Genomic DNA, 25,066 nt, shown 5'->3' on the forward strand with positions numbered 1-25,066 from the left:
GTTAGGCGACGCGCACCGCGCGCAGGAGCGTCTGCAGGGACGCCACGTCCGGCAGCAGCAGGAAGAACCCGCGCAGCCGGTCGTTCTGCCCCTGGAAGTAGAACTGCGTTTCGATCGCGAACACCATGTCGCGCTCGGCGCCGAATTGCAGATACGCCGTCGTCAGTACCGCGGCCGACATGTCCACCGCCAGGCTCGGCGGCGACGGCAGCAGGAGCAGTCCCATGAACTCGCTCAGCGCGTTCATGTAGGCGCCGCTCAGAATGTTGCCCGCTTCCTTGATCGCGGACTGCTCGAGCTCGCCGAACTCGCCGTTGGGATCCTGCGGACGCCTGAGCATGAGCTGCGCCAGCTTGATCGCCGTCGGGCGCGGGAACACGAGCAGCGTGCGCCCGGTGAGATCGCCCATCATGTGCATGAGCACCGCCGCGATCGGCTCTTCACCATCCTCGATTTGCGACGGCACATCCTCGAGCGCCGCGATCGTGATCGTCGGCACCGTGATCATGATCGTGCTGCCCGTCATCTGCGACAACGCCGTCGCCGCATGCCCCGCACCGATGTTCGCGGTCTCACGCAACGCATCCAGTTGCCGCTCTTTCAACGCCAGTAGATCGGCCATGCCTGTTCCCTCAGAGAAGACTGCCCACGTCCACGATCAGCGCCGGCGCACCGTCGCCGAGGATCGTCGCACCACTGAACAACGCCAGGCTCTCACGAGCCGGATCGAACTGCTTGACCACGATGTCCTGCTGCCCGGTGAGCTCGTCCACCACGAGCCCCGCACGCCGCTCGCCCACCTCGAGCACGATGACTTGATGGCGCGCGCCCGCCCCGCTCGCCCCGAGGCGAAGCAACTCGTCGAAGCGAATGAGCGGCAGCACGTCATCCCGCAGCAGCATCACCTCGCGCCCCTGCACCCGCCTAACGGAACGGGCATCCAGCTCCACCGTTTCGTTCACGTGCGCCAACGGCACCGCGTACACCTCGTCGCGCACGCGCGCCAGCAGCGCGCGCACGATCGCCAGCGTGTGCGGCAGCCGCACCGTCACCGCCGTACCCCGGCCCGGCACCGACCGCATCTCCACCGCGCCGCCCATCGCGCGCACGCGGTTCATCACGACGTCGATCCCCACGCCGCGGCCCGAGAGATCCGTCACGCGCTCGGCGGTGGAAAAGCCGGGACGCGCGATGATCCGCATCAGCTCCTCGTCCGACAGCGACGCCTTGTCTTTGTCGACGAACGACAACTCTTTCGCCCGCGCCAGCACGCGCTCGCGATCGATCCCCTTCCCGTCGTCTTCCACCCGCACCAGCACCGTGCTCCGTTCGCGCGACACGCTGAGCACGAGCGACCCCGATGCCGGTTTCCCGGCCGCGCGCCGCTGCTCCGGCGTCTCGATGCCGTGGTCGACGGCGTTGCGCAGCAGGTGCACCACCGGATCCCCGATCTCGTCCAGCATCGACCGATCGAGCTCGATGTCGTTTCCCTCCACGGTGAAGACGATCTGCTTGCCCAAACCGTGCGCCGCATCGCGCACCAGACGCGGGAAGCGGTCGAACACCTGGCCCACCGGCACCATGCGGCTCAGCATCACCTCGTCCTGCATCTCGCCGATCAGCCGCGCGGCGAGCGCCACCGCCTCGTCCAATGCCGGGTCGCCGTGTCGCGCAGCCAGGTCGAGCAGCCGTCCCCGGGCGATCACGAGCTCGCCGATCATGTTCATGAGAGTGTCGAGGCGCTGCAGATCGATGCGGACCTGACGCGTCGGCCGCGCCGCCGAGCCGGCCTGGCCGTCCGCCGCGGTCTGCTGGTGCGGCTGGCCGACGGTCTCGACGCCGTCCACTTCCACGCGATCGACGTCGCCGACCGCGAACATCGCGCGCACGATCTCGTCGCGCGGCGCCGTGCAGTTTAGGTGGATCGAAAAGCCGGCGCCGAATTCTTCGGCCTGCAGCGCCTCGACGGGCGGGATCACCTCGAGCACCGTGCCTAACGATGCGGCGCGCTTCACCAGGAGGAGGGCGCGCGCGCCGCGCAGCGCGGTGCCGGACGCCAGGCGCAATCGGATCAACCGGCTGCTCGTCGCCGCCTGCGACGGCCGCGGATCGGGCGCCCGGCTCGGCGCGACGACCTGCTTGGGGGCGCTCCCACCCGTGGCCGCCGCCGAACGGGCTTTGAGGCGAGCAATCAGGTCGAGAATGGCGTCCGGCACCGCGATGTCGTCGGCCGCGGCGACTCCGGTCTGCACCGCTCCCTCGATGGCCTGCTCCAGCGCGTCGGCGGCCTCGAACAGGAGCTCCGTCACGTCCGCCGTCACCGCCAACTCGCCGCGGCGAACGCGGTCCAGCACGCTTTCCAGCTCGTGCGCCAGATCAGTGACCGCGCGATAGCCCATCGTCGCGCTCATGCCTTTCACCGTGTGCACGGCGCGGAAGATCGCCCCCACCGGCTCGCTCGCCTCGGGCGAGCTCTCCAGCGCGAGCAGCGCATGATTCATCGCGGAGAGATGCTCGCGGCTCTCCGTGAGGAAGAGTTCGGCGTACCGAGAGAGATCCATGTGGGAAGCGACGGAGCGGTGGGGGGGCGCAGGCACATCGCGCAGGGCGACGACTCGATCGATGCGTGACCGCGACGCCTAACGGACGCCGGATGCGCCGGTCGCTGGGCAGGCGGCCGGCGCGCCGGGTCACGGCATCATGCGATCACCCCAGCACGCGCTGCACCGCCTCGAGGACCCGGCTCGGCTGGAACGGCTTCACGACGAAGTCCTTCGCGCCCGCCTGGATGGCTTCGACGACCAGCGCCTGCTGTCCCATCGCGCTGCACATGAGAATGCGTGCATTGCCGTCGAACTTCGTGATCTCCCGGACAGCATCGATCCCGCCCATGTCCGGCATGACGATGTCCATCGTCACCAGATCGGGCCGAAGCTGCTTGTACTTCTCGATCGCCTGCACCCCGGTCTCCGCTTCGCCAATGACCTCGAATCCCGATTGCGACAGGATGTCGGAGATCATGGTGCGCATGAAGATCGCGTCGTCGCAGACCAAGACGGTGTGACTCAACGTGACGTTCCTCCGATCAGGCGAGCACTTGCGCGATGATGTCGTGAATGTCGAGGAGCGCGACCACCTCGCCATCCAGCCGGCCCACGGCGCGGACCGCGCCGCCGGGCACGAGCGCCTCGGCTTCCGTTTCCAGTTCGAGCTCCGCCTCGCGGCGGACGTCCAGCACCTCATCTACCGCCACGCCCACTACCTTCGCACCATGGTCCATGAGTACGATCGAGCCCGCCCCCGCCCCCGCCCCCTGGCTGGCCTCCGTACGACCGAAGCGCACCGGGAGATCGAGCACCGTCACGATCGTCCCGCGCACGTTCACGAGTCCCGACACGAACGGACCCGCGCCGGGCAGACGCGTCGGCCGGCGCGCCGGAATGATCTCGCGCACCGTGCCTAACTCGACCGCCACCACGCGACCCGCCACCCGGCACAGCACGACCTGCCCGGTTAGGCGCGCCTCCGCGCGGTCAGGTGTCGAGACGGTAGAAGCCAAAATCGTCGAGTGGATCCCAGAGAGACGGCGCTTCCGCCCACCCGGCTGCCGCGGCCATCGCCCGGACCAGATCCGCCGGGAGCGGTGAGCGCAGTTCGACCGGTTTGCCGGTCACCGGGTGCGGGAAGATCAACCACGCCGCGTGCAGAAACTGTCGTCGCGGTGGAAGCGACATGAGCCGTCGCGCTCCGCCGCCGCCGTACGTGTCGTCGCCCACTACCGGATGGCCGATCGACGCGAGGTGGACGCGAATCTGGTGCGTGCGACCCGTGTGCAGGTGCGCGCGCAGAAAATCCGCCGCGTCGAACCGAGCGAGCCGCACGAAGTCCGTCCGTGCAGTTCGCCCAGTACTGACGACTGCCATACGCTTTCGGTCTCGCGGGTTACGAGCGATCGGACGGTCGACTGTCAGACGGTCCTGATCGAGATGCCCCCACGAGAGCACCGCGTATCGGCGGATGATCCGTCGCGCCGAAATCGCAGCGCCGAGCGACCGGTGTGCTCGATCGGTCTTGGCGACGAGCAGCAACCCCGACGTGTCCTTGTCGAGCCGATGGACCAGACCTTCGCGCCCGGTGCCGCCGCCTTCCGCCAGCGGACTACCGCGTCCCATGAGCGCGTTGACGAGTGTTCCGCTCCAGTGACCGGGCGCAGGATGCACCACCATGCCGGCCGGCTTGTCCACGGCGAGCACATCGTCATCCTCAAATACCACATTGAGTTGAATCGCTTCAGGTAATACTTCACGTGAGGTTGGTGGCGGGATGTCGACGCTCACGTTGTCTCCCGTCTGCATGCGGTAGCTGGCCTTCTCGCGCCGGCCGTCGACTGCGACGTGGCCGTTGGCGATGAGGGTCGCCGCCTGCGTGCGGGAGAGGTCCGCGCTCCGGGCAACGAACAGGTCGAGACGCGACGCCGCGTCGCTTTCCTCGACCGGGAAGGATCGAACCGTCATCGGGGGATCACCCCCCGCTCGACACCTTGGGCTCCGGCATGACCTCGGGGATCACATCGGCCACGGATTCCGACCCGAGATGCTGGAGGTCCGCTTCGGGACGGCGCTCCTCGCCCCACAGCGCCCACGCGAGCAGGAACGCTCCGGTACTCACCGCGATGTCGGCCACGTTGAACGTGGGCCACCGCCAGTCGCGGAATCCGATGTCCATGAAGTCGACGACTCCGACCGGCGAACGCACGCGGTCGATGAGGTTGCCCACCGCACCGCCGCAGACGAGCCCGAGGGCGATCACACGCAGGAGATCCTCGCGCCGGGTACCGCGGTACAGGCGGCCGAGGATCACCAGCGCAACGACCGTGAGGACGAGAAAGATCTCGCGCGACCACGGTCCGAGATTGAGGCCGAAGGCCGCGCCGGGATTGTACACCAGCGTTAGGCGTACGATCTCGCCGAACACGTTCTGCGGCACCCGCTGCCCGGGAAGGTACTCGACCGCGGCGGTCTTCGTGATCACATCGATCGCCACCACACCGGCGACCAGCGACCAGAAGAGCGCGGGCCTAGGCCTGCTGTGGCTGCTGCTTCTTGGCATCTTCCTCTCGCTGCTTGCACGCAAAGCAGAGCCGGGCGTGGGGAAGTGCATCGAGCCGGTCGAAATCGATGTCCTCACCGCAGTTGTGGCATTTGCCGAAGGTCTCCGGCGACCTGTACAGCCGGCGCAACGCCTCGTCGATGTGCCACAGGAACCTGCCCTCCTGGCTCGCGAAGAGAAACGCCTTTTCGCGTTCCATCGCGTCCGTCCCTTGATCGGCCATGTGGAACGAGTACGAGCTCAGGTCGCCGTCCGCCGATTGCGGCGTGGCGTTGAATGCCTCGGTGTAGTTGCCGAGCTCCTTGAGCACGCGCTTCCGCTCTTCGAGAAGTCGCTTCTCGAAGTGCGTCAGCAACTTCTTGGTCATCGGTTTGCTCTTCTTCGAGCTCGCTGAAGACGGCATCGCTAGTGCACTCTCGTCAGGGCAATGCGGACGTCGTCGTCCATCACTTCGACCGTCTGCACCGCGTCAACTGTTGCCGCGACGTCACCGCCGATGATGACGTCGCTCGCGAGCACTTCCCCCGCCACGTAATTCCGGTGTTCCCGGACGGCGTTCTCCACGTCGGCGTTTCCTGTTACCTGCAACCGCACCCGATCGCTCACGACATACCGCAAATCTTTCCGCATCCGCTGGACGCGGTTCACCACTTCTCTTGCCAACCCTTCGCGGCGCAAAGGCTCGCTTACCTCGGGATCGATGGCCGCGAAATAGCCGCTTTCTTCTTTCACGACGAGATCGCCCGTCGCCCGTCGAACGACGTCCAGGTCCTCGTGCGCCAGGGCATGCGACTCGCCTTCGACTGAAATCACCAACGACTCGCCGCGTGAAAAGCCCAACAACGCATCACTGCTCAGCGCCGCCACCGCTTTCGCGGCGAGCGGCGTCCGCTTGCCGAATCGCTTGCCGAGCGCGCGAAAATTCGGTTTCGCTTCGAGACGAACGAGTGCATCCCCGGTGAGCGCGAACTCCACCTGCTTCACATTCAGCTCTGAACGCAAGAGCGGCACCAACGTGTCCAATACACCAGCCCTGTAATTTGGCACCACACATACGAGCCTGGAAAGCGGCTGTCTGATCTTCACTCCTGCATCCTCTCGCGCCGCCCGCGCCAGCGTTGTCAGCCGCCGGATGTGGCCCATCGCCTGCTCGAGCGCCGCGTCGGCTTCCGCCATGGAGCACCCACCAAACGGGGCGAGGTGCACCGAGGTTCCACCGCCGCCGTCGCCGGCCGCCGTCAGCTCGCGGTGCATCCAATCGGTGACGAACGGTGCAAACGGAGCCAGCAGACGACACGTCACCACCAACACCTCGTGCAGTGTGGCGAACGCAGCGCGATTGTCCGGCGCGTCGACGTCGTAGAACCGGGCCCGGTTCACCCGCACGTACCAGTTGGACACGTCGTCGACCACGAAGTCCATGATCGCACGCAACGCCAACGTCGCATCGTACCGCCACATGAGTTCGTCCGCTTGGTGGCAGACGGACGCGAGCCGCGACAGCACCCAGCGGTCAACGAGCGGCCGCTCGGCGAGCGGCGGGTCGTCGCCGCCCGGGGTCCAGCCGAAGTTCGCGTACTGGGCGAACATGCCGCTGTAGACGTTCTTGAGGGTCAGAAGAAACTTGCCGGCCTGGTCGCGAATCAGCTCTTCGTCGAAGCGACGCGGCAGCCAGACCTGACTCGATGCGACGAGGAAGATGCGGGTCGCGTCGGCGCCGTGGCGCGCCATGACTGCCCACGGATCGACCACGTTGCCCTTGCTCTTCGACATCTTGGCGCCGGTGGCATCGAGCACGAGATCGTTGACCACGACGGCGCGATACGGCGCGGCGAGCGCGCTGGTGCCGCCGTCGGTGACGTTGTTAGGCAACGCGTCGCCCAGGCCCGTGGCGATCGCCAGAAGCGAATAGAACCACCCGCGCGTTTGATCGACGCCTTCGGCAATGAAGTCGGCCGGATACTGGCGGTTGATGATCGCGTGATTCTCGAACGGGTAGTGCCACTGCGCGAACGGCATCGACCCGGAATCGAACCAGGTATCGATCACCTCGGGCACGCGCCGCATCGTCGCGGGTTCGCGGCACTGGTCGCAGCGCAGCTCGTAGCGGTCGATGTACGGCTTGTGGGGGTCGAAGTCCGGCGGCAGCTCGCTGCCTAACCGGCGGGCGAGCTCGGCGTAGGAGCCGACCACGGTCACGTGCGATGCGTCGCGTTCGCACACCCACACCGGGAGCGGCGTGCCCCAATAGCGGTCGCGCGACAGCGCCCAATCGATGTTGTTCTCGAGCCACTCGCCAAACCGACCCTGTCCGACTTCGCTCGGATGCCAGTCGACGCGCGCATTGCGCGCGAGCATGGCATCGCGGAACGAAGTGGTGCGGACGAACCATGACTCGCGCGCGTAGTAGAGCAGCGGCGTGCCGCACCGCCAGCAGTGCGGGTACGAGTGCTCAATCGTTCCCGCCTTCCAGAGCACGCCGCGGCGGCGGAGCTCTTCGATGATCACTGCATCCGCGCTCTTGACGAACATCCCGCCCACGAGCGGCATGTCGGCGGGGAATTCTCCCCGCAGATCGACCGGCTGCAGGAAGGCGAGTCCGTGCCGTTGGGCCGCGGCGTAGTCGTCGGCGCCGAACGCCGGGGCCATGTGCACCACACCGCTGCCATCTTCGGCCGACACGAAGGATTCGGCGACGATCACTTCGTGTTCGCCCGTCGTGTACGGAATCCAGTCGAGCGGCCGGCGATAACGGCGTCCGGCGAGCTCGCGCCCAACGACGCGCCGCTCGACGCGCCAGCGGTCGGGCCAGTCGTCGCCTAACACAGCGGCCGCGCGCGACTCGGCCAGCATCAGGTTGGCCTCGCTGCCGTCGCGGCGCGCCAGCTCGAGATACACGAGGCTCGGATGCACCGCCAGCGCCACGTTGGACACGAGCGTCCACGGCGTCGTGGTCCAGACGAGGATCCGCGTTCCCTCTTCGCCCTCGAGCGCGAGCGCGACGTAGATACTCGGATCGCGCACATCCTCGTAGCCCTGCGCCACCTCGTGGCTCGACAGCGCCGTGCCGCATCGCGGGCAGTACGGGAGAATCTTGTGTCCGCGATAGAGCAGGCCGCGCCCGTGCAGCGCCGACAGCGCCCACCACACGCTCTCGATGTACTCGTGCGAGTACGTGATGTACGGGTCGCTGTAGTCCAGCCAGTAGCCGATGCGCGCGCTGAGCTTTTCCCACTCGCTCTTGTAGGTCCAGACGCTCTCGCGGCTCAGCCTGTTGAACTCCTCGACGCCCAGTTCCTCGATCTGCGGTTTGCCGCTGATGCCTAACCGCTTCTCGACCTCGATCTCCACCGGCAGGCCGTGCGTGTCCCATCCGGCCTTGCGCAGCACGTGATAGCCCTTCATGGCGCGGTAGCGGCAGAAGAGATCCTTGATCGTGCGCGACAACACGTGGTGGATGCCGGGGCGGCCGTTGGCGGTGGGCGGGCCCTCGAAGAACACGAACTCGTCGGCGCCCGCGCGCGCGCGCAGCGTCTGGGCTAACAGATCCTCGGCCTCCCACTGGGCGAGGATCTGCTGCTCGAGCGTGTCGGCTGGGAGGTCCGGCGGCAGCAGGCGATACGTGGCCGTCGGCTCGGCGGCGGTCATAGCTGACTGACGACGTCGCGCACGACGGCCGTGAGACGTGGCTCGGCCGAGGCTGCCACGGCGATGATCCGCTCGACCGTGGCCGGCTCCAGCGCGTCCGGCAGGCAGCGGTCGGTGATGATGGAGATGCCTAACACACGCATGCCCGCGTGTACGGCCACGATCACCTCCGGCACCGTGGACATCCCAACCACGTCGGCGCCGATCGCCCGCAAAAAGCGGTACTCCGCCGGCGTCTCGAGGTTCGGCCCGGTGACGGCGACGTACACGCCCTCGCGCAGCACGATCCCGCGCGCCGCGGCCGCTTTCCGCGCGAGCACGCGCAGGTCCCGATCGTACGCGCACGACATGTCCGGGAAGCGCGGGCCGAGCGAGTCGTCGTTCGGCCCGATGAGCGGATTGTCCCCGAGCAGGTTGATGTGGTCGGCAATCATCATCAGATCGCCCGGGTCCCAGAGCGGGTGCATGCCGCCGCACGCGTTGGACACGACCAGCGTGTGCGCGCCTAACTCACGCATGACGCGCACCGGAAACGAGACCTGCTGCGCCGTGTACCCCTCGTACAGGTGGAAGCGCCCCTGCATTGCCACGGCGGGCCGGCCCGCCAGCGTGCCGCACAACAGCCGGCCGGCGTGCGACTCGGTCGTGGACAACGGGAAACCTGGAATGTCCGCATACGGGATGGCCACTTGCACATCCATCTCGTCGGCCAGTGCGCCGAGTCCCGTGCCGAGGATGACCGCAACATCGGTGGGGCCATCGAAGCGGTCGCGCACAGCCGCAGCGGCCACCGCCGCCTGCGCGCGCGTGTGCGCGTGTCGAGCGGGGACCTGCGCCGGCGCCAGGCGTGGATCGTCGAGTCGCACTCCCGTCATTCCTTGACGAGCGACTCCAGCCACGCCGGCGTCTTCACGTGCGCGCGCGGTTCCACAGCATCCGACTCCCCGCTCGTGCGCGACGGCCGCGCCGGCATCTCGGCCGCGTTGAGCTCCGCCAGGTGGCGCTCGACCAGTGCGCGCAGCTGCCCGACGTACGTCAACCGTGCCTTCTCGAGTGTCGTCAGCTCGCCCTCGAGGCGACGGATCTCCGCGCGTGCCACCTCGACTTGCCGCTCGCCCTCGGCGCGCGCCTCGCGCAGGATGAGCTGCGCTTCGCGCTCCGCCTGCTCGCGCATTTCCGATCGCAGCTGCTGCGCGGACACCAGCGCGTCGTTGAGCGCCTTGTCGCGCTCGCGGAATGCACGCAGCTGCTCGTGGAATCCGCGCGCTTTGGATTCGAGGTCCTGATTGAGGCGCGTCAGGCGCTCCAACTCATCGGCCACCTGCGCGCGAAAATCCTCGACCTTCTTTTCGTCGTAGCCGCGGAACGCCTTCGCCCCGAAGTCCCAGCGACGCACGTCGAGCGGTGAGAGATGAAAGGCTTCGTCTGTCATTGGTCTCTCGCTCCAAACAGGATGGTGCCGAGCCGTACCATCGTCGCCCCCTCTTCCACCGCCACCTCGTAGTCGTTGGACATGCCCATCGACAACTCGGTCACGTGCGCCCCGCACGTCCGGGCGAGCAGTGCGCGCGCCTCCCGTGCGCCGGCGAACACTCGCCGCAAAACGATCTCGGTGGCGTCGAGCGGCGCCATCGTCATCGCGCCGCGCACCGTCATACCCGTGAATCCTGCCATTCGCTCCGCGGCCGCCGGCAGCTCCTTCAGCGAAAATCCGCCCTTGGTTTCTTCACCCGACGGATTCACTTGAATCAGCACATCCACGGGCGTCCCTCGCGACGCGCCGTATTCGTGCACCGCACGCGCCAAACGCTCGCTGTCGATCGAGTGGACGAGTGCGAAGCGCTCCACTGCTCCCTTCACCTTGTTGCGTTGGAGATGGCCGATGAGATGCCACCGCACTGGAACCGAGGTCTCGTCCATCTTGTGCAACGCTTCCTGGATGCGATTTTCGCCGACATCGGCGAGACCGGCGCGCCAAGCGGCCTCGACGGCATCTGCGCCGTGCGTCTTGGTGACCGCCACGATCGTGACGCTCTGACCATGTCCGCCCCGCGCCGCCGCCGCGCCGATCCGCTGTCGGACCTCGGACACCCGATCGGCGATGTCCTCAAAGTGCATAAGCTCTGAATTTATCGCCGCTTACAGTGCGATGCAATCAGGCGATCAACTCATGCCCGCATCTGCAGCACGGGCTGCTCTGCAGACGTCCGGAGGGGGCGGCCGGAGAGCAGGTCGCGGACCTGGGGCGCCGTCAGTCCCCTGAGGAGGCGTCCGTTCTGCGCCACCGAAATCGTGGCGCTTTCCTCCGACACGACCACCACCAGCGCATCGCTCTCCTCGCTCAGGCCCAGCGCCGCGCGGTGCCGAGTGCCTAACGTGCGGTCGGTCATCTGCGCCTGGGTGAGCGGCAGGATGCACCCGGCGCCGATGATCGTGTCGCCGCGGATGATCACCGCGCCGTCGTGCAGCGGCGAGTACGGCGTGAAGATGGTGGCCAGCAGGTCGGCGGAGACCTTTGCCTGCATCTCGGTGCCCGACGCGACGTAGTCGCCTAACGCAATCTCCCGCTCCAGCGCGATGATGCAGCCGATGCTCGACCGGCTCAGGCGCTCGACAGCGTCGGCGATCTCTTCCGCCACTTCGCTCACGTCCATGCGCTTGAAGAACCGCGTCACCCGCGATTGCCCCAGCCGCGCCAGCGCCGCCCGCAGCTCGGGCTGAAAGATCACGAGCGCCGCGAACGCGCCGTAGGTGAACAGCACGCCCAACAAATACGTGATCATCGTGAACTTGAAGATCCACGCCAGTGCGTACGTCAGCACCAGGACGACGATCCCGATGAGCATCTGCACCGCGCGCGTGCCGTGCAACAGCAGCAACAATCGATAGATGCCGTACGCCACGACCGCGATCTCGATTGCGTCGCGCCAACCGAACGTTAGAAACCGAAACTGATCGAGGATGTTCACGCCGTGTCTCTGCTCTGCAGAATGCTCCAGGCCACATCCAGCGCCCGGCGAGCCGCGCGGACGTCGTGGACTCGAAAGATGCGCGCGCCGAACGCAAGCGCCATGACGTTCGCCGCGATCGTTCCTTCGACGCGATCGGCGGGCATCGACACTCCGCTCAATTCGCCCACGAATCGCTTCCGCGATACACCAATCGCCACTGGATACCCGAGGTTCGCCAAGCGACCGAGCGAGCCCAGGACCGCCACCGAGTGCTCGGTCCGTTTCGCGAAACCGATGCCGGGATCGAGCGCGATTCGCGATCGTTCGACGCCCGAGCATTCGGCCGCGGAAACAGCACGCCGGAGCTCGCCGATCACCTCATCCATGACGTTTCCACCATAGCTCGCGAAGCGGTACGTCCCCATCTCGCTCACGCCGCCACGCGAATGCATGAGGATAACACCGGCGCGCGCTTCCGCGCAGACCTCGCTCATGGCCGGGTCCAGACGAAACGCAGAGACGTCGTTGATGATGTCGACACCATGGTCGAGCACCGCGCGCGCGACGCCGCTCTTGACCGTGTCCACAGACAGCGGCACGTGCGGGACCTGCTCGCGCAGCGATCGTACGACCGGCGCGATTCGCCTCAGCTCTTCGGCAGCGTCGACCGGCTCGGCGCCCTGGGGACGGGTGGACTCGCCGCCCACGTCCAGCACGTCGGCGCCTTCGTCGACCAACCGCAGTCCCTGCTCTACCGCGAGCTCGGGCACGAGAAAGCGGCCGCCGTCGCTGAAGCTGTCGGGCGTGACGTTGATGATGCCGAGGATGACGGGCCGGTCGAGCGAGAGGGAGCCGCGGCGGATGGCCCAGGAAGGCATGTAAAACTGGGGGAAGCGGCGGCTGTCGCCGCGTCGCAGAAGCGGCGGCGATGCGCCGCCGCCTCGTTGTTTCGTCTTACGCCGGCGCCGGCTCGGGCCCGCCTAACAATGGCGGCTTGGCCGGTTTGGGCTGCGGCACGGCGACCGGCGTGGCGGGAGCCGGCGGCGGGCCCGGGATCTTGCGCGGCGGCAGTTTCTCGCCGCGCACCAGGATCTCGATGTCCTCGGCCGTCAGCGTCTCGCGTTCGAGCAGCGCCCCGGCGATCGCGTGCAGCAAGTCCGCATTGTCGTGCAGGGTCTGGCGCGCGCGGTTGTACGAGTCCGTTAGGAGGCGCGCCACCTCGGCGTCGACCATCTGCGCCGTCTTCTCCGACACCTCGCGGCGGTGCGACAGCTCGCGGCCGAGGAAGACTTCCTGCTCGTTGTCGCCGACCAGCACCGGACCGATCGCATCGGACAGGCCCCATTGCGACACGTACCGGCGCGCCAGCGACGTCGCTTTCTGAATGTCGTTGGCGGCGCCCGTGGTCACCTTCTCGTGACCGAAGATCATTTCCTCGGCCACGCGGCCGCCGTAGGTCATCACCAGCATGGCTTCCAACTGCTGGCGCGTGACCGAATAGCGATCCTCGGTGGGCAGGGTGAACGCGAGGCCTAACGCGCGACCGCGCGGCACGATGGTCACCTTGTGCAGCGGGTCGCATCCGGGCGTCTTGATCGCGCACACTGCGTGTCCGGCTTCGTGGTACGCGGTATTGCGCTTCTCGTCTTCCTTCATGACCATCGACTTGCGCTCGGCGCCAAGCATCACTTTGTCTTTCGCCTCTTCCATGTCGGACAGGAAGACGCGTTCGTGGTTGCGGCGCGCCGCGAGCAGCGCCGCTTCGTTCACCAGGTTCGCCAGGTCGGCGCCGGACATGCCCGGCGTGCCGCGCGCGATGGTGCTCACGTCGAGGTCTTCCGCCACCGGCACGCGGCGCAGGTGCACGCGAAGGATCTCTTCGCGGCCACGGAGGTCCGGCAGGTCGACCACCACCTGACGGTCGAAGCGACCCGGGCGCAGGAGCGCCGGATCGAGCACATCGGGCCGGTTGGTGGCGGCTATGAGAATCACGCCGTCGTTGGACTCGAAGCCATCCATTTCGACGAGCAGTTGGTTGAGCGTTTGTTCGCGCTCATCGTGTCCGCCGCCCAACCCGGCGCCGCGATGGCGTCCAACGGCGTCGATCTCGTCGATGAAGATGATGCACGGCGCGTGCGCCTTGCCCTGCTCGAACAGGTCGCGTACGCGGCTCGCGCCGACGCCCACGAACATCTCCACGAAGTCGGACCCCGACATCGAGAAGAACGGCCGGCCCGCTTCGCCGGCAACCGCCCGCGCGAGCAGCGTCTTGCCCGTGCCCGGGGGACCGACCAGCAGCACGCCCTTGGGCAGGCGTCCGCCTAACCGCGTGAACTTCTGCGGATCCTTCAGGAACTCGATGATTTCCTGCAGCTCCTCTTTCGCCTCATCGGCGCCGGCGACGTCGCTGAACGTGACCTTCGGCGTGTCGCCCGTGAGGAGCTTCGCTTTGCTCTTCCCGAAGCTGAACGCCTTCGCGCCTCCCGCCTGCATCTGGCGGAAGAGGAAGATCCAGATGCCGATGATCAGGATCCAGGGCAGGAACGTGATCACGTACCCGCCTAACGACGGCTTCGCATCCTGCGCGGAGATGATCACGTTTTTCTGGCGCAGGCGATCGACCTCGTGCGAGTCGTTCGCCACCGGCAGCCGCACCGTGAACTTGCTCACATCCCGGTTGTTCACCCGGATCCGGGACTTAAACTCGCCGTCGATGGTCTTGCCGTCTTCGATGGTCACCCGCTGGATGTTTCCCGCATCCAGCTGCTGACCGTACATCGTGTAGTCGATCTCGGCCGGCGAATCCCCCGCGTTTCCGGAGAAGCGGAAGAACGCGATCGGGATGAGAATGAGCAGCAGCCAGAACGAGAGCGTCTTGGAGATGCGCCAGAAGTTGAGGTCTCGTTTTGGCGGCAGTTTGTCAGCCATTACTGCAAGCTCGCGATATAGGGCAAGTGACGAAAATTCTCAGCGTGATCCAGCCCATACCCAACCAGGAACTCATCCGGGGCATCGAAACCCACGAGTGCTACCTCATACTGCAGGTGCTCGGCCACGTGCTTGTGAAGCAACGCGCAAATGTCAAGCGAACGCGGCCGTCGTGACTCAAGCAGACCAATCAGCCGGTTCAACGTCCGGCCCGAGTCGATGATGTCCTCTACTAATATTATGTGCTTTCCCTCGAGCGTGGTTTCCGGATCATAGACGAGCCTGACATGCCCGCTCGATTCCGTGCCGTCTCCGTAGCTCGAAGCGACCAGGAAATCGACCTGCAGCGGACGCCGGATTTGTCGGACGAGGTCTCCTAGAAAGATAAAGCTTCCTTTGAGTAGACCCAACACCAACAGCTCGCCGTCGGGATACCGAGCGGTCACCTCTTCGCCCAGCTCCCTGACCCGGGCGGCGATTTGCTTCTCGTCGAAAGCAATCCGTTTGATCGCGCGACCGTCCAACCTCGGATCAGCAGTCGTCACGTTCGCATCGGTACAACGCCATCGGTCGACCGGACCGCACGGTGGCCGCAGAACTGCGGCGAACGCCGGGGACCCACACAATCCGCTCATCCACCAACACGACAGGCCACGCGCGGCGACGCACGGCGTCGATCCCTGCGTCGCGAAAGAGTCCCTTCAGCCGGCGTTCGACGGCCGCCCCGTGCGGCAGCATGCGATCGCCGGCCTCCCATGCCCGGACTACCACCCGCAAACCGGTCGCGGGAAGCAACGCGGACCACAAATCGTCCGGCTCAGCCCCGCTCTCTTGCGTTACGCGACGAAACTGCCAGCCGCCGATCGACGTTGCGTTGGTCATCTCGCGCGAGCCGCGAATCGCCTCACCATTCGCGCGACGGACCAGCAAGGTTTCACCGACGCGCACTGCCTCGAACCGACCAGAAAGTTGAATGCGCGCGCCCGGTCTTCCTGTAATAGTAAACGCGGCAAGACGCTCCGTTCCACGCCAGTCCAGCGCAAGCCCAACGCGCGACGCCAGCGCCGGCCAGAGCACACGAAGCTGGTCCGCATCATAGGAGACGAGTGAGGAGCGAGCAACCTCGAGCGCGCCCGACACGTGGACGTCGACATGCGCATCGATCCACTCATCGACGTCTCGCCTCAGCGCCCATGCACGATTGGACACCGACAACAGTGCCTCAGTCAACCCGGGCTGTGCCTGCTCGAGCGCGGGCAGAATCTCGAGGCGCGCGCGGTTTCTCGCGTACGCGAGCGACCCATTGGACGGATCCTCCACCCAATCTAGCTGACGCTCGGCAGCGTACGATGCGAGCTCGTCGCGCGTAAACGAAAGCAGCGGACGAACGACTCCGGCGCCGGCGTGCAGCGCGGCTAGTCCGCGTGCGCCTGAATCTCGGAGCGCACGCATGAAAATCGTCTCGATGTGATCGTTTCGCGTATGACCCGTGGCGACGACGGCGTCGTGCTCCCGCGCGAGGGTTCGCAAAAACTGCCAGCGCGCATCGCGCCAGGCCGCCTCGCGCTGCGCGAGATCCGCCGGCGCCACACCGACGCGCACCGGGAGGCCGAGCGATCGCGCCGCGGCGCTCACGCGTCGCACCGCGCGACGCGCCGCCGGTCCGGTGCGATGATCGAACGCGGCGACCGTCAGCACTCGTGCGGGCATCGCATGCGCAACGGCGTCGAGCAGCGCCATGGAATCGAGACCGCCGGACACGGCAACGACGACGCGCGGGAACGGAGCCAACACGCGCGTCACTTCGTCACGGACCCGGGCGGTGATGCTCATGTCAGCAAAGTTACCGGCCTGGTCGTGCTCCGTCACACTGGACCCATCTGCGGCGTCCTCGTACATTCTCGAAGTCGGCGTCGGACTGCCATCCATACAAGGACACGACGTGATTACCAACGGTGTACTCGGGGTCCTCTGGACCGCTCTTGGACTAGGCTGCTTCTATATCGCGTTGACCTGGATCAACGGCCTGCTGGGGCATTTCCTCACGCCGATGTTCCTGCTCACCGCGTCGCGTTTTCTCAAGCCTGAGCAGCCCGAAGCGGACGCGGAGCGCGAGCCCGCGCGTTGATTTTCGAGCACAACGCCCAAGACGAAACGGTGGCCTTGGCGGGCTCGTAGGGCATCTCGAGGGGTAGCACAACCTGAACCCTTGCCGTGAAGCGTCGGACGCGAGGATGGACTCCATCGCGACGAGCTTCCAGGAGTCCCCATGGGTCTGATCGTCCTGCTGATCATCGTCGTCGTGCTTGGCTTCTGGTTCGTGGGCGTGTACAACGGTTTGGTTGCGCTCAAGAACCAGGTGTTCAATGCCTGGAAGCAGATCGACGTGCAGCTCAAGCGCCGTCACGATCTCATTCCGAATCTCGTTGAAACCGTGAAGGGCGCGATGAACTTCGAGCGGGACACGCTCGAGGCCGTGGTGACCGCGCGCAACAAGGCGATTGCGGTGCAGGCGCCGGCGGCCGGCGCCGCGCCGTCGGCGCAGCAGGTCCAGCAGACGGCGGCCGCGGAATCGCAGCTGACCGGTGCGTTAGGCAGACTCTTCGCCGTGGTCGAGGCCTATCCCGATCTCAAGGCGACCGGCAACGTCGCGCAGCTGCAAGAGGAGCTGACGTCGACGGAGAACAAAATCGCGTTCGCGCGGCAACTCTACAACGACACCGCCACGCAGTACAACACGAAGCAGCAGCAGTTCCCGGCCAACCTCGTGGCCGGCTTCGCGAAGGCCGCTCCGGCGGAATTGTGGGAGATCAGCGACGCCGCCGAGCGCGAGAACGTGAAGGTCGATCTCTCCATGAACCCGAAGAAGTGAGCGAGAACGGCAATCTTTTTGCCCAACAGGAAGCCAATCGCCGGCGTTCGCGACGGCTGGTGATTGGCTTCATCCTGTTTTTCGCGTGGTTAGGCTTCGGCGGCGATTTCATTTTCTACGAATACACGAAGGGCGCGGGCCCCGGCGCCTACCACCACGTCGTTCCCTTCTTCGGCATCATCCTCACGATCATCGCCGCCAGCATGGCCTGGTGGGCGTGGACGACGGGACCCAAGCGCGTGCTGTGGTCCACCGGTGCGCGCGAGCTCACGGATCCGCAGACGCCGCAGGAACAGCAGTTGGACAACGTCGTCGAAGAGATGGCCGTGGCATCGGGGCTGCCGAAGCCCAAGATCTGGATCATCCCCGATGCCGATCCGAACGCGCTCGCCACGGGACACGACGCCAACACGTCGAGCATCGCCGTGACGCAAGGGCTGCTCGACTTGTGCTCGCGCGACGAGCTGCAGGCCGTGGTTGCGCACGAAATGGGGCACATCAAGAACCTCGACGTGCGGTTGATGACGCAGCTGGCGGCGCTGGTGGGCGCGGTCACGCTCATCGGCGACGGCGTCGGGCGGATGTTTTTCTACGGCGGCAATCCGTTAGGCGGGCTGGGCGGTGGACGGCGCAGCAGCGGCGGCGATCGGGACGACCGCGGCGGCGGCAACGGCGTGCTCCTCATCGTGCTGCTCGTGCTCTGGATCGTGAGCTGGATCCTCGCGCCGATCATCATGCGCCTCATGGCGCTCGGCGTGAGCCGCGACCGCGAGTATCTGGCCGACGCCATGAGCGCGCAGTTCACGCGCAATCCCCTCTCGCTCGCCACGGCGCTGGGAAAAATCGAAGACGCGGACGCACCCACGAAGAGCATCAAGGGCGGCGCCGCGCAGATGTGCATTGCCGATCCGACTGGTCGCCACCTCAACTCGAAGGAAGGCAAAGTGGCCGAGTTGTTCGGCACGCACCCGCCGATGGCGCTGCGCATCGCCCGCCTGAAAGCCATGGGCTACCAGGCACAGCCCGCGGCGATTCCAGGCTCTCGTTAGGCAGGTTGCGTTTGGCCGGGTGACTCGTGATCCGGGCGTCCCCCGCCCGGTCGCGCGCCATGGCTTCGGTGTCGAGTCCCCTTCGGCTGGTCCGTCGGAATCCCGCGTTCTTCGCCCTCGCCACCGGCACCCTTGGGCTCGCCCTCGCATTGGCGACGACCATGTTCGCCGCGCTCGATGCGGCGCACCACCCCTTCGTGCCGTATCCGCAGCCGGAGCGCGCATTCACCATCGTACTGCACGGCGGGCCGAGTAGCGGCGCGCCGCCGCGTCTCCGTGCGGCCGAGTACGACATGCTCCGCTCGGCGCGAAGCTTCTCGGTCGCTGCGGTTGGACTGCACCAGAACACCATCGCCGACGCCGGCGGGAACGCGCGAACGGTATACGCGGCGAGCGCCACGCCTAACCTTTTCGGCGTGCTCGGGGTGAGGCCGCGGCTCGGCCGCGACTTTGCCGGCGATCCTGACGGAACCGAGTCCGGTGTGATCGTGAGCGATGGCATCTGGCGCGCTCTGCTGCACGAACCCCGCTCGCTGCGCGACGTGACGATCGCGCTCAACGGCACGATGTACCAGGTGATCGGCGTGATGCCGGCGGGCGTGCGGTATCCGTACGACGTCGACATGTGGATGCCCGCGTCGATGTCGGCTCCAGGGACGCCCGAGCTGCCGTACCCCTGGCTGGTGGCACGTCTCAGACACGGCGCGACGCTCGACGAGGCGCGAGGGGAGCTGGCTGCGTTGGCGCGCCGGCTCACCGCTTCCGTTGGGCGGAGCGACCTGCCCTACTGGTACACGACGTGGGACTTGCGCCCCGATGCGCTGCAGGTGGACGACCATCACATGCTGGCGGCGTCCGCCGTGATCGTGTTGCTCATCGCGTGCGCGAACGCGGGGACGCTCGTCTCGGTGCGGGGCATCGCGCGGCGGCGCGAGCTGTCCGTTCGGGCTGCGTTAGGCGCATCGCGACGCGACCTCGTGCGGCACCAGCTGGCCGAGTGCGCCGCGATCGCGTTCGGCGCCGGCGGCGTGGGCCTCGTGGGCGGCCGGTGGGGAACGGACCTCGTGCGCGCCGCCATGCCCGTGTCGATCACCGACGGCGTGTTCCTTCCGCCGCACCTGACGTGGCAGGTCTATGCATTCGTGTTGGCGGCCACGTCGGCCTCGCTGGTGGCGTTCGGCCTGCTGCCCGCGCTGCGCGCCTCGCGCGTCGATCCCGCCGAGCCGCTCAAAGGCGACGCGTCGCTGGCGTTGGTCGGCCGGCGCGGCATGCACGGCCTCGTGGCCGGAGAGATCGCGCTCGCGCTCGTCGTGCTCTTCGCCGCCGGCCTCATGTGGCGCACGGCGGACACGATCGGCCGCTTTGATTTCGGCTACGACGCGCGGGGGCTGTTCGACCTGTCGGTCGGCCTGGCGCCGGCGGCGCTGCCTAACGGCACGACCGTCGATGATGCGTTCCGTACGCTGGTGGACCGGGCGTCTCGCGTGGCCGGGGTGCGCGCCGGCGCGCAGCTCTCCATGGACGAGCCGGCGCACGACCAGATCCTCGGCGAGGACGGCGCCGAGGCCACACGCACCCTGTTCGCGCGATTCTACATCGACGCCAGCCCGAATCTGCTCAGAGCGTTAGGCATTGCGGTGGTCGCCGGCCGCGACTTCCAGGACGGCGACGCGGCGTCCGCAGGCGTCGCCATCGTCGACGAGCGCGCAGCCGCGGCACTGTGGCCCAACGAGCGTGCCGTGGGGCGACAGCTCGCCCTCGGCAATCAGGGTTCCGGCGCCCCCTGGATTCCCGTCGTGGGCGTTGCGCGAAACGCGGCGCTCTTCTTCGAGCCCGATCCGAACCTCGAACCCGTGCCCATCGTCTATGTCGTTCGCGCGCACGGCGCGGGCCCGTACCGGCAGATCGTCATCCGCGCTGGCGCGAACGGTGGGCCGGTCGCCACTGCCGTCACCCGCGTCGTCGAGAGCACGCCCGGGCTGCGCCACTTCCAGTCGCCCACGCCGTGGCTCGATCGGTACGATCGGATCACCGCCGCCGATCGGTTCATCGCGCTCGTCTTCGCGGTCTACGGCCTAAGCGCGCTCGTGTTGTCCACGGTCGGCCTCTACACGGTGCTGGCGTACTCGGTGGGACGCCGGAGGCACGAGTTCGGCGTGCGCATTGCGTTAGGCGCGCGCCCCGGCGACCTGCGCCGCATGGTGATTCGGGAAGCGGTGATCATGGGGCTGGCCGGGATCGGCTCGGGCGCGCTCGTGGCGCTCTGGGCCAGCCGGCTGCTCGACAGCGCGCTTTACGGGATCCCGCACTTGGATGCGGTGTCCCTGGTCGGTGCCGAGGCGCTGCTGTTGGGGCTGATGCTGGTGGCGTGTCTTGCACCGGCGGAGCGGGCCGCGCGCGCGGAGCCGCTCGAGGTCCTCCGCACGTCGTGATGACGCCTGACGATTCGCACCCGCGGCCGGACTCATTCCGTTCGCATCGCAATGGCCGGATCGATCGACACCGCGCGCCGCGCGGGCACGAGACACGCCAGCACGGCCGTGCCTAACAGAACCACTGCGCCGGCGCCGAACGACACGGCGTCCGTGTGTGCAACGCCGTACAGCATCCTGGTGAGCAGACGCGTCGCCCAGAAGGCGCCGAGTAGCCCGATCGCGCCGCCAACCAGCGCCAGCGACACGCCGTGGCGCAGCACCGTGCGCGCCACTTCCTGGCGACTGGCGCCAAGCGCCATCCGGATCCCGATCTCGCGCGTGCGCTGTTCGACCGAGTAGGCCATCACGCCGTACAGTCCAACCGCCGCGAGCACGAGCGCGAGTACGCTGAACATCGCCAACAAGAGCATCGTGAACCGCGGCTCAGCCAGCGATGCGGACATGGCATCGGACACGCTCCGCACATCGGGCTGCGCCATCCCACGATTGCCCTCGGCTGCGGCCCGGCGCAGGGCGATGATCGGCTGTGTGAGACCCGTCGTGCGCACCAGCAGCGTGGGATTGAAGTGCTCCGACGACGCCACGAATACCATCGGTTCGGTCGGATCGCTCGTCATGCCTGCCAGTCGGGCATTTGCGACGACGCCGACAACCGTGCGCCAATTGCCCGATCCATCGTCGTTCACGATGCGCAGGCGACGGCCAATCGCCGACTGTCCGGGCCAGCCTTTGCGAGCCATCGCCTCGTTCACAACCACCTGCCCTGCCGCCTTCGATGTGTCGGTAAAGGTCGTGCCCTTGACGATTCTGAGTCCCATCAGACGGAAATAGTTAGGCTCCGTTCCGTTGTAGCTGAAGAACGACGTGCTGCCCGGCGGCGGAGGCGCGTGGCCTTCGAACTGCAGCGCGCCCTCATAGAACGACTGATTCGGCGGGGCCGCGTCCGCGATCACCGCATCCTGCACGCCCGGCATCAATCGCACGCGCTGCTCGAGATCCTCCAGCACGCGCGTGCGCCGTTCCATCGCATCCTGCGTCGTCTGCACCATGGGAATGGACACCGAGTACAGTCCATCGGGGCGGAAGCCCGGGTCCGTGCTCTGCAGGTTGACGAGACTGCGGACGAGCAGCGCGGCGCCCACCACCAGCGTGGCGGACAGCGCCATCTCGCTCACCACGAGCGCCGATCGGGTGCGGCGCTGGCCTGCAGTTTGACTAACGGAACGTGCGCCACCTTTGAGCGCGTCGTGCGCCGAGTACCGCCCGCCGTGCAGCACGCCGACAACGCCGAACACGATGCCGGTGGCGACGGAAATCGCGACGGCGATCATGAACGCGGTCGCATCCAACCGCACGTCCGCCAACGCGACCATGCTCGCCGGCCGCAACGCAGTGAGCGCATCGAGGGCGAGCCATGCGACGCCGATGCCCGCCGCGCATCCGGCGCCCGCCAGCACGAGGCTCTCCGTCACCAGCTGGCGCAGCAGTCGTCTGCGGCTCGCGCCTAACGCCGCCCGCACCGCCATCTCGCGGTCGCGGGTGGCGGCCCGCGCCAACAGCAGGTGCGCCACGTTCACGCATGCGATCAATAACACCAGCGACACGGCACCCGTGAGCAGCATCAGCGAATCGTGGATCGTGACGAGCTGCTCCGGGCGCAGCAATTGCGTGCTGTACTGGAGCGGCGCCGCCTTCGGCGCGCGGGCCGCGCGTCCCCCCGGTGCCGTCTCCGAAGCGCGCTCGGCGCGTGCCGCGATCGAGTCGAGCTGCGTCGCAGCGGCCTTGAGCGTGACGCCGCGCCGCAGCCGCCCGACCACCGTCGGCGAGAAGGTGCTGTCGTCCGACAGGTCGCGCGGCAGCCATACGTCCGTGCCGTCCGGTGCGCCGAAGGTGCGCGGAAGCCTAACGCTCTCCGGCATGACGCCGATCACGGTGTAGAGCGAATCATCGATGGCGATCGAGCGGCCGACGACGCGGCGCGAGCCGGCAAATCGCCCGCGCCACATGGCCTCGCTGATCATCGCCACGTGGGCGTGCTCGTGGGCTTCAGTCGCGGTGAAGCCGCGGCCTACCAGCGGACGGCCGCCGGCAAACTGCAAGAAATCCGACATGATGATCCCGGCGTGCACGAGCGTCGCACCGGCCTCGGTGCCCGCCTGGCTCGACTCGGCAACCGTCGCATTCCGAGCGCGGAGCAGCACGTCTCGCGTGGAGTACGCCCTGATGTCGAGGAACGATCGTGCGCTCTCGCGCCACGCGCGCGCGACGCTCGTCGAGGGACTCACGAAGACCCGGTCGTTGCCCAGGTCCTGCTTCGGCATCCGCACCACGAAGACCAGGCGGTCGGCGTTCGGATAGCGGAGCGAGTGCCAGAGCACCCCTTCGACGACGCTGAACATCGCCGTGTTGGCGCCTATGCCTAACGCCAAGGTGAACACCGCAACGGCCGTCCACGCCTTGTGGCGGCCGAGCGTGCGCAGCGCGAACTTCGCATCCTGCCGCAGCACGTCCAGCATTTCCGCTCGTGCCATACGTCGCTCTCTCCGGGTGATGATGCCGATGCAGGCGGTGCGCGCCGAGTCCAGGTTACCGAGGCGGCGCAGCGCAGCGGTGTGCGCGTCGATGGGCGACAAGCCGCGCACGAGGTAGTCGCGCTCGCGCATCTCGAGATGGAATCGGAGCTCGTCGTCCACGTCGGACGCGGCGTGGGGCCCCCAGAAACGGAGGTAGCGCCGCCAGGTGGATGCCCGGCGGGCCTCGGGCGCGGGGGTTTGCTGCGGATCCGACACGGGCATCGTTAGGCGGATGCGGGCGCCGTCTCGAGCACCTTCGACACCGCCCCGGCGAACCGCGACCAATAGGCATGCGATGCGGCCAACCGGCGCTTGCCCGCGGGCGTCAAGCGATAGAACTTCGCCCGGCGGTTGTGCTCCGTGATGCCCCACTCGGCCGTGATCAGCCCCTCGTCCTCGAGCTTGTGAAGCGCGGGGTAGAGCGAGCCCTCTTCCACCTCGAGCACGTCGTCGGTGCAGCGTTCGATCCAACGCGCAATGCCATAGCCGTGCGCCGGCGCCCAGGAGAGCGTCTTGAGGATCATGAGATCGAGCGTGCCCTTGAGAAATTCGGTTGTGGGGTCTGCCATGGCGCCGTCCGCGCTGGGAGATCGCGACCAGCCGCACCCGCGGCGGCCCCGGCCTCCGATACCTAGGACTCCGTAGTATATACCTCTGAGTCCTAGGTAACGCAAGAGGAGCCGCCGGGTAGGCGCGCCCGGCCCCGCCCTCGGATGTGCGCGCCGCGCTCAGGGGCGCAGGCGAAACGTGAACGTCTGCGCCATGAGCACGCGCACGGCCCGGCCGTTCACCTTGGCCGGCGAGAAGCGCGCCGAGGCCAGTGCCCGCCTAACGGACTGCTGGAACAGCGCGCTCGCAGTGTCCACGAACGCAATGCTCGCCGGCTCGACGCGGCCCGTGGAATCGACCACGAATCGAGCCGAGACGGTCCCTTCGACGCCGGCATCGCGCAGGATCGGAGGATAGACCGGGGCGGCATTCCCCGACCGCGGCTCCGCCATCACATCCACCGTGCGGAACACGCCGTCGCCGTCCGGTCCGGGCTGACCGGGGTGCGCACCGGAATCATGTCCGGTACCCCAATCCGTCGGCGCGCCCACGAGACTGTCCCAGGCTGCCGGCGGTGCCGGCACAGGCACTGGCCCAACGTCGATCGGCGTCGAGGGCGGCAGAATCGGGCCTGGCCGACTGCCGCCACCGGACGCGCCACCGCCATGGCGGGGACGGGTTGGAAGGACCGGCGGCGGTGGCAGTGGCAGCCGCCGAACGACGTCGACTGTGGTGCGCACCACGTGCGCCCTGGCCGTCGCATACGACGCCAACCCGATGACCACAGCGTGGAGCAGCACGCTCGCGAACATGCCGCGCGCGTGCCGCTCCCGCTTTCTCTGCGACTCCATGAGCCCCAAGCGCATCGCCCTACCCTCCGCGAACGAGTCGCTTCGAGGATAGGGCGATTGGATTACGTTGGCCGCGATGCCGGGGTTAATGATTAGCGAGC

At 67.3% G+C, this 25,066-nt stretch carries 23 protein-coding genes; 4 read left to right on the forward strand and 19 right to left on the reverse strand.

Features of this window, described 5'->3' with window-relative positions; all coding sequences use genetic code 11:
- Window position 1 precedes the first annotated feature (1 nt).
- From VFW04_01725 to tilS, 16 genes are all read right to left on the reverse strand, one after another.
- Window positions 2–622 (reverse strand): chemotaxis protein CheC, encoded by a 621-nt coding sequence (locus VFW04_01725; protein HEX5178022.1) that lies wholly within the window; start codon window positions 620–622, stop codon window positions 2–4.
- 10 nt (window positions 623–632) lie between these two features.
- Entirely contained in the window at window positions 633–2,561 is a 1,929-nt protein-coding gene (locus VFW04_01730) for a chemotaxis protein CheA (GenBank protein HEX5178023.1), read from the reverse strand.
- A gap of 145 nt (window positions 2,562–2,706) precedes the next feature.
- Window positions 2,707–3,069 carry a response regulator gene (locus VFW04_01735; GenBank protein HEX5178024.1) on the reverse strand — a complete coding sequence of 121 codons (363 nt, stop codon included), beginning with the start codon at window positions 3,067–3,069 and terminating at the stop codon, window positions 2,707–2,709.
- A 16-nt stretch (window positions 3,070–3,085) separates the two neighbouring features.
- Window positions 3,086–3,559, reverse strand: coding sequence for a chemotaxis protein CheW (locus VFW04_01740; GenBank protein HEX5178025.1), 474 nt, complete (start codon window positions 3,557–3,559; stop codon window positions 3,086–3,088).
- Window positions 3,534–4,514, reverse strand: a complete 981-nt coding sequence (locus tag VFW04_01745; protein ID HEX5178026.1) for an RluA family pseudouridine synthase — start codon at window positions 4,512–4,514, stop codon at window positions 3,534–3,536. Before VFW04_01745 ends, VFW04_01740 begins: the two co-directional genes overlap by 26 nt.
- Before the next feature lie 7 nt (window positions 4,515–4,521).
- Window positions 4,522–5,109, reverse strand: a complete 588-nt coding sequence (gene lspA, locus VFW04_01750) for a signal peptidase II (protein ID HEX5178027.1) — start codon at window positions 5,107–5,109, stop codon at window positions 4,522–4,524.
- Window positions 5,078–5,476 carry a TraR/DksA family transcriptional regulator gene (locus tag VFW04_01755; protein ID HEX5178028.1) on the reverse strand — a complete coding sequence of 133 codons (399 nt, stop codon included), beginning with the start codon at window positions 5,474–5,476 and terminating at the stop codon, window positions 5,078–5,080. Before VFW04_01755 ends, lspA begins: the two co-directional genes overlap by 32 nt.
- A 38-nt stretch (window positions 5,477–5,514) precedes the next feature.
- Entirely contained in the window at window positions 5,515–8,757 is a 3,243-nt protein-coding gene (gene ileS, locus VFW04_01760; protein HEX5178029.1) for an isoleucine--tRNA ligase, read from the reverse strand.
- Entirely contained in the window at window positions 8,754–9,632 is an 879-nt protein-coding gene (locus VFW04_01765) for a purine-nucleoside phosphorylase (GenBank protein ID HEX5178030.1), read from the reverse strand. Before VFW04_01765 ends, ileS begins: the two co-directional genes overlap by 4 nt.
- Window positions 9,629–10,189, reverse strand: coding sequence for a DivIVA domain-containing protein (locus VFW04_01770; GenBank protein HEX5178031.1), 561 nt, complete (start codon window positions 10,187–10,189; stop codon window positions 9,629–9,631). The genes VFW04_01765 and VFW04_01770 overlap by 4 nt, the downstream gene beginning before the upstream one ends.
- Window positions 10,186–10,875 carry a YggS family pyridoxal phosphate-dependent enzyme gene (locus VFW04_01775; GenBank protein ID HEX5178032.1) on the reverse strand — a complete coding sequence of 230 codons (690 nt, stop codon included), beginning with the start codon at window positions 10,873–10,875 and terminating at the stop codon, window positions 10,186–10,188. The genes VFW04_01770 and VFW04_01775 overlap by 4 nt, the downstream gene beginning before the upstream one ends.
- 50 nt (window positions 10,876–10,925) lie before the next feature.
- Window positions 10,926–11,726 (reverse strand): diadenylate cyclase CdaA, encoded by an 801-nt coding sequence (gene cdaA / locus VFW04_01780; protein HEX5178033.1) that lies wholly within the window; start codon window positions 11,724–11,726, stop codon window positions 10,926–10,928.
- A complete protein-coding gene (gene folP / locus VFW04_01785) occupies window positions 11,723–12,586 on the reverse strand; it encodes a dihydropteroate synthase (protein ID HEX5178034.1) in 864 nt (287 codons plus the stop codon). Before folP ends, cdaA begins: the two co-directional genes overlap by 4 nt.
- A 76-nt stretch (window positions 12,587–12,662) precedes the next feature.
- Window positions 12,663–14,636 carry an ATP-dependent zinc metalloprotease FtsH gene (gene ftsH / locus VFW04_01790; protein HEX5178035.1) on the reverse strand — a complete coding sequence of 658 codons (1,974 nt, stop codon included), beginning with the start codon at window positions 14,634–14,636 and terminating at the stop codon, window positions 12,663–12,665.
- Window positions 14,636–15,181, reverse strand: coding sequence for a hypoxanthine phosphoribosyltransferase (gene hpt, locus VFW04_01795; GenBank protein ID HEX5178036.1), 546 nt, complete (start codon window positions 15,179–15,181; stop codon window positions 14,636–14,638). The genes ftsH and hpt overlap by 1 nt, the downstream gene beginning before the upstream one ends.
- On the reverse strand, window positions 15,168–16,469 hold the full coding sequence (tilS, locus tag VFW04_01800; protein ID HEX5178037.1) for a tRNA lysidine(34) synthetase TilS: 1,302 nt from the start codon (window positions 16,467–16,469) through the stop codon (window positions 15,168–15,170). Before tilS ends, hpt begins: the two co-directional genes overlap by 14 nt.
- A gap of 109 nt (window positions 16,470–16,578) precedes the next feature.
- Here tilS and VFW04_01805 point away from each other — a divergent pair, with 109 nt between their 5' ends.
- The 4 genes from VFW04_01805 (at window position 16,579) to VFW04_01820 (ending at window position 20,989) form a co-directional block, all read left to right on the forward strand.
- Entirely contained in the window at window positions 16,579–16,764 is a 186-nt protein-coding gene (locus VFW04_01805) for a hypothetical protein (GenBank protein HEX5178038.1), read from the forward strand.
- A gap of 141 nt (window positions 16,765–16,905) precedes the next feature.
- Window positions 16,906–17,508 carry a LemA family protein gene (locus VFW04_01810; protein HEX5178039.1) on the forward strand — a complete coding sequence of 201 codons (603 nt, stop codon included), beginning with the start codon at window positions 16,906–16,908 and terminating at the stop codon, window positions 17,506–17,508.
- Window positions 17,505–18,557, forward strand: a complete 1,053-nt coding sequence (locus tag VFW04_01815; GenBank protein ID HEX5178040.1) for a M48 family metallopeptidase — start codon at window positions 17,505–17,507, stop codon at window positions 18,555–18,557. The genes VFW04_01810 and VFW04_01815 overlap by 4 nt, the downstream gene beginning before the upstream one ends.
- Before the next feature lie 59 nt (window positions 18,558–18,616).
- Window positions 18,617–20,989, forward strand: a complete 2,373-nt coding sequence (locus tag VFW04_01820; protein HEX5178041.1) for an FtsX-like permease family protein — start codon at window positions 18,617–18,619, stop codon at window positions 20,987–20,989.
- A 32-nt stretch (window positions 20,990–21,021) separates the two neighbouring features.
- Here the strand turns inward: VFW04_01820 and VFW04_01825 are convergent, their stop codons facing one another.
- The 3 genes from VFW04_01825 to VFW04_01835 all read right to left on the reverse strand — a co-directional run bounded on the left by VFW04_01825 (window position 21,022) and on the right by VFW04_01835 (window position 24,980).
- Window positions 21,022–23,781, reverse strand: coding sequence for an ABC transporter permease (locus VFW04_01825; protein ID HEX5178042.1), 2,760 nt, complete (start codon window positions 23,779–23,781; stop codon window positions 21,022–21,024).
- A gap of 8 nt (window positions 23,782–23,789) precedes the next feature.
- Window positions 23,790–24,134, reverse strand: coding sequence for a PadR family transcriptional regulator (locus tag VFW04_01830; protein HEX5178043.1), 345 nt, complete (start codon window positions 24,132–24,134; stop codon window positions 23,790–23,792).
- A 159-nt stretch (window positions 24,135–24,293) separates the two neighbouring features.
- Window positions 24,294–24,980: an energy transducer TonB gene (locus VFW04_01835; protein ID HEX5178044.1), complete on the reverse strand. Its 687-nt coding sequence runs from the start codon at window positions 24,978–24,980 to the stop codon at window positions 24,294–24,296.
- Window positions 24,981–25,066: the final 86 nt, after the last annotated feature.

It is taken from the genome of Gemmatimonadaceae bacterium (genome assembly GCA_036273715.1).
Taxonomy (GTDB): domain Bacteria; phylum Gemmatimonadota; class Gemmatimonadetes; order Gemmatimonadales; family Gemmatimonadaceae; genus JADGGM01.

Coding starts and splice junctions, on each gene's coding strand:
- ileS (HEX5178029.1), bottom strand. CDS start 8,757: ATGACCGCCGCCGAGCCGACGGCCACGTATCGCCTGCTGCCGCCGGAC.
- ftsH (HEX5178035.1), bottom strand. CDS start 14,636: ATGGCTGACAAACTGCCGCCAAAACGAGACCTCAACTTCTGGCGCATC.
- VFW04_01765 (HEX5178030.1), bottom strand. CDS start 9,632: ATGACGGGAGTGCGACTCGACGATCCACGCCTGGCGCCGGCGCAGGTC.
- lspA (HEX5178027.1), bottom strand. CDS start 5,109: ATGCCAAGAAGCAGCAGCCACAGCAGGCCTAGGCCCGCGCTCTTCTGG.
- VFW04_01755 (HEX5178028.1), bottom strand. CDS start 5,476: ATGACCAAGAAGTTGCTGACGCACTTCGAGAAGCGACTTCTCGAAGAG.
- VFW04_01725 (HEX5178022.1), bottom strand. CDS start 622: ATGGCCGATCTACTGGCGTTGAAAGAGCGGCAACTGGATGCGTTGCGT.
- VFW04_01810 (HEX5178039.1), top strand. CDS start 16,906: ATGGGTCTGATCGTCCTGCTGATCATCGTCGTCGTGCTTGGCTTCTGG.
- VFW04_01745 (HEX5178026.1), bottom strand. CDS start 4,514: ATGACGGTTCGATCCTTCCCGGTCGAGGAAAGCGACGCGGCGTCGCGT.
- VFW04_01835 (HEX5178044.1), bottom strand. CDS start 24,980: ATGCGCTTGGGGCTCATGGAGTCGCAGAGAAAGCGGGAGCGGCACGCG.
- tilS (HEX5178037.1), bottom strand. CDS start 16,469: ATGAGCATCACCGCCCGGGTCCGTGACGAAGTGACGCGCGTGTTGGCT.
- VFW04_01775 (HEX5178032.1), bottom strand. CDS start 10,875: ATGCACTTTGAGGACATCGCCGATCGGGTGTCCGAGGTCCGACAGCGG.
- folP (HEX5178034.1), bottom strand. CDS start 12,586: ATGCCTTCCTGGGCCATCCGCCGCGGCTCCCTCTCGCTCGACCGGCCC.
- VFW04_01730 (HEX5178023.1), bottom strand. CDS start 2,561: ATGGATCTCTCTCGGTACGCCGAACTCTTCCTCACGGAGAGCCGCGAG.
- VFW04_01820 (HEX5178041.1), top strand. CDS start 18,617: ATGGCTTCGGTGTCGAGTCCCCTTCGGCTGGTCCGTCGGAATCCCGCG.
- VFW04_01770 (HEX5178031.1), bottom strand. CDS start 10,189: ATGACAGACGAAGCCTTTCATCTCTCACCGCTCGACGTGCGTCGCTGG.
- VFW04_01830 (HEX5178043.1), bottom strand. CDS start 24,134: ATGGCAGACCCCACAACCGAATTTCTCAAGGGCACGCTCGATCTCATG.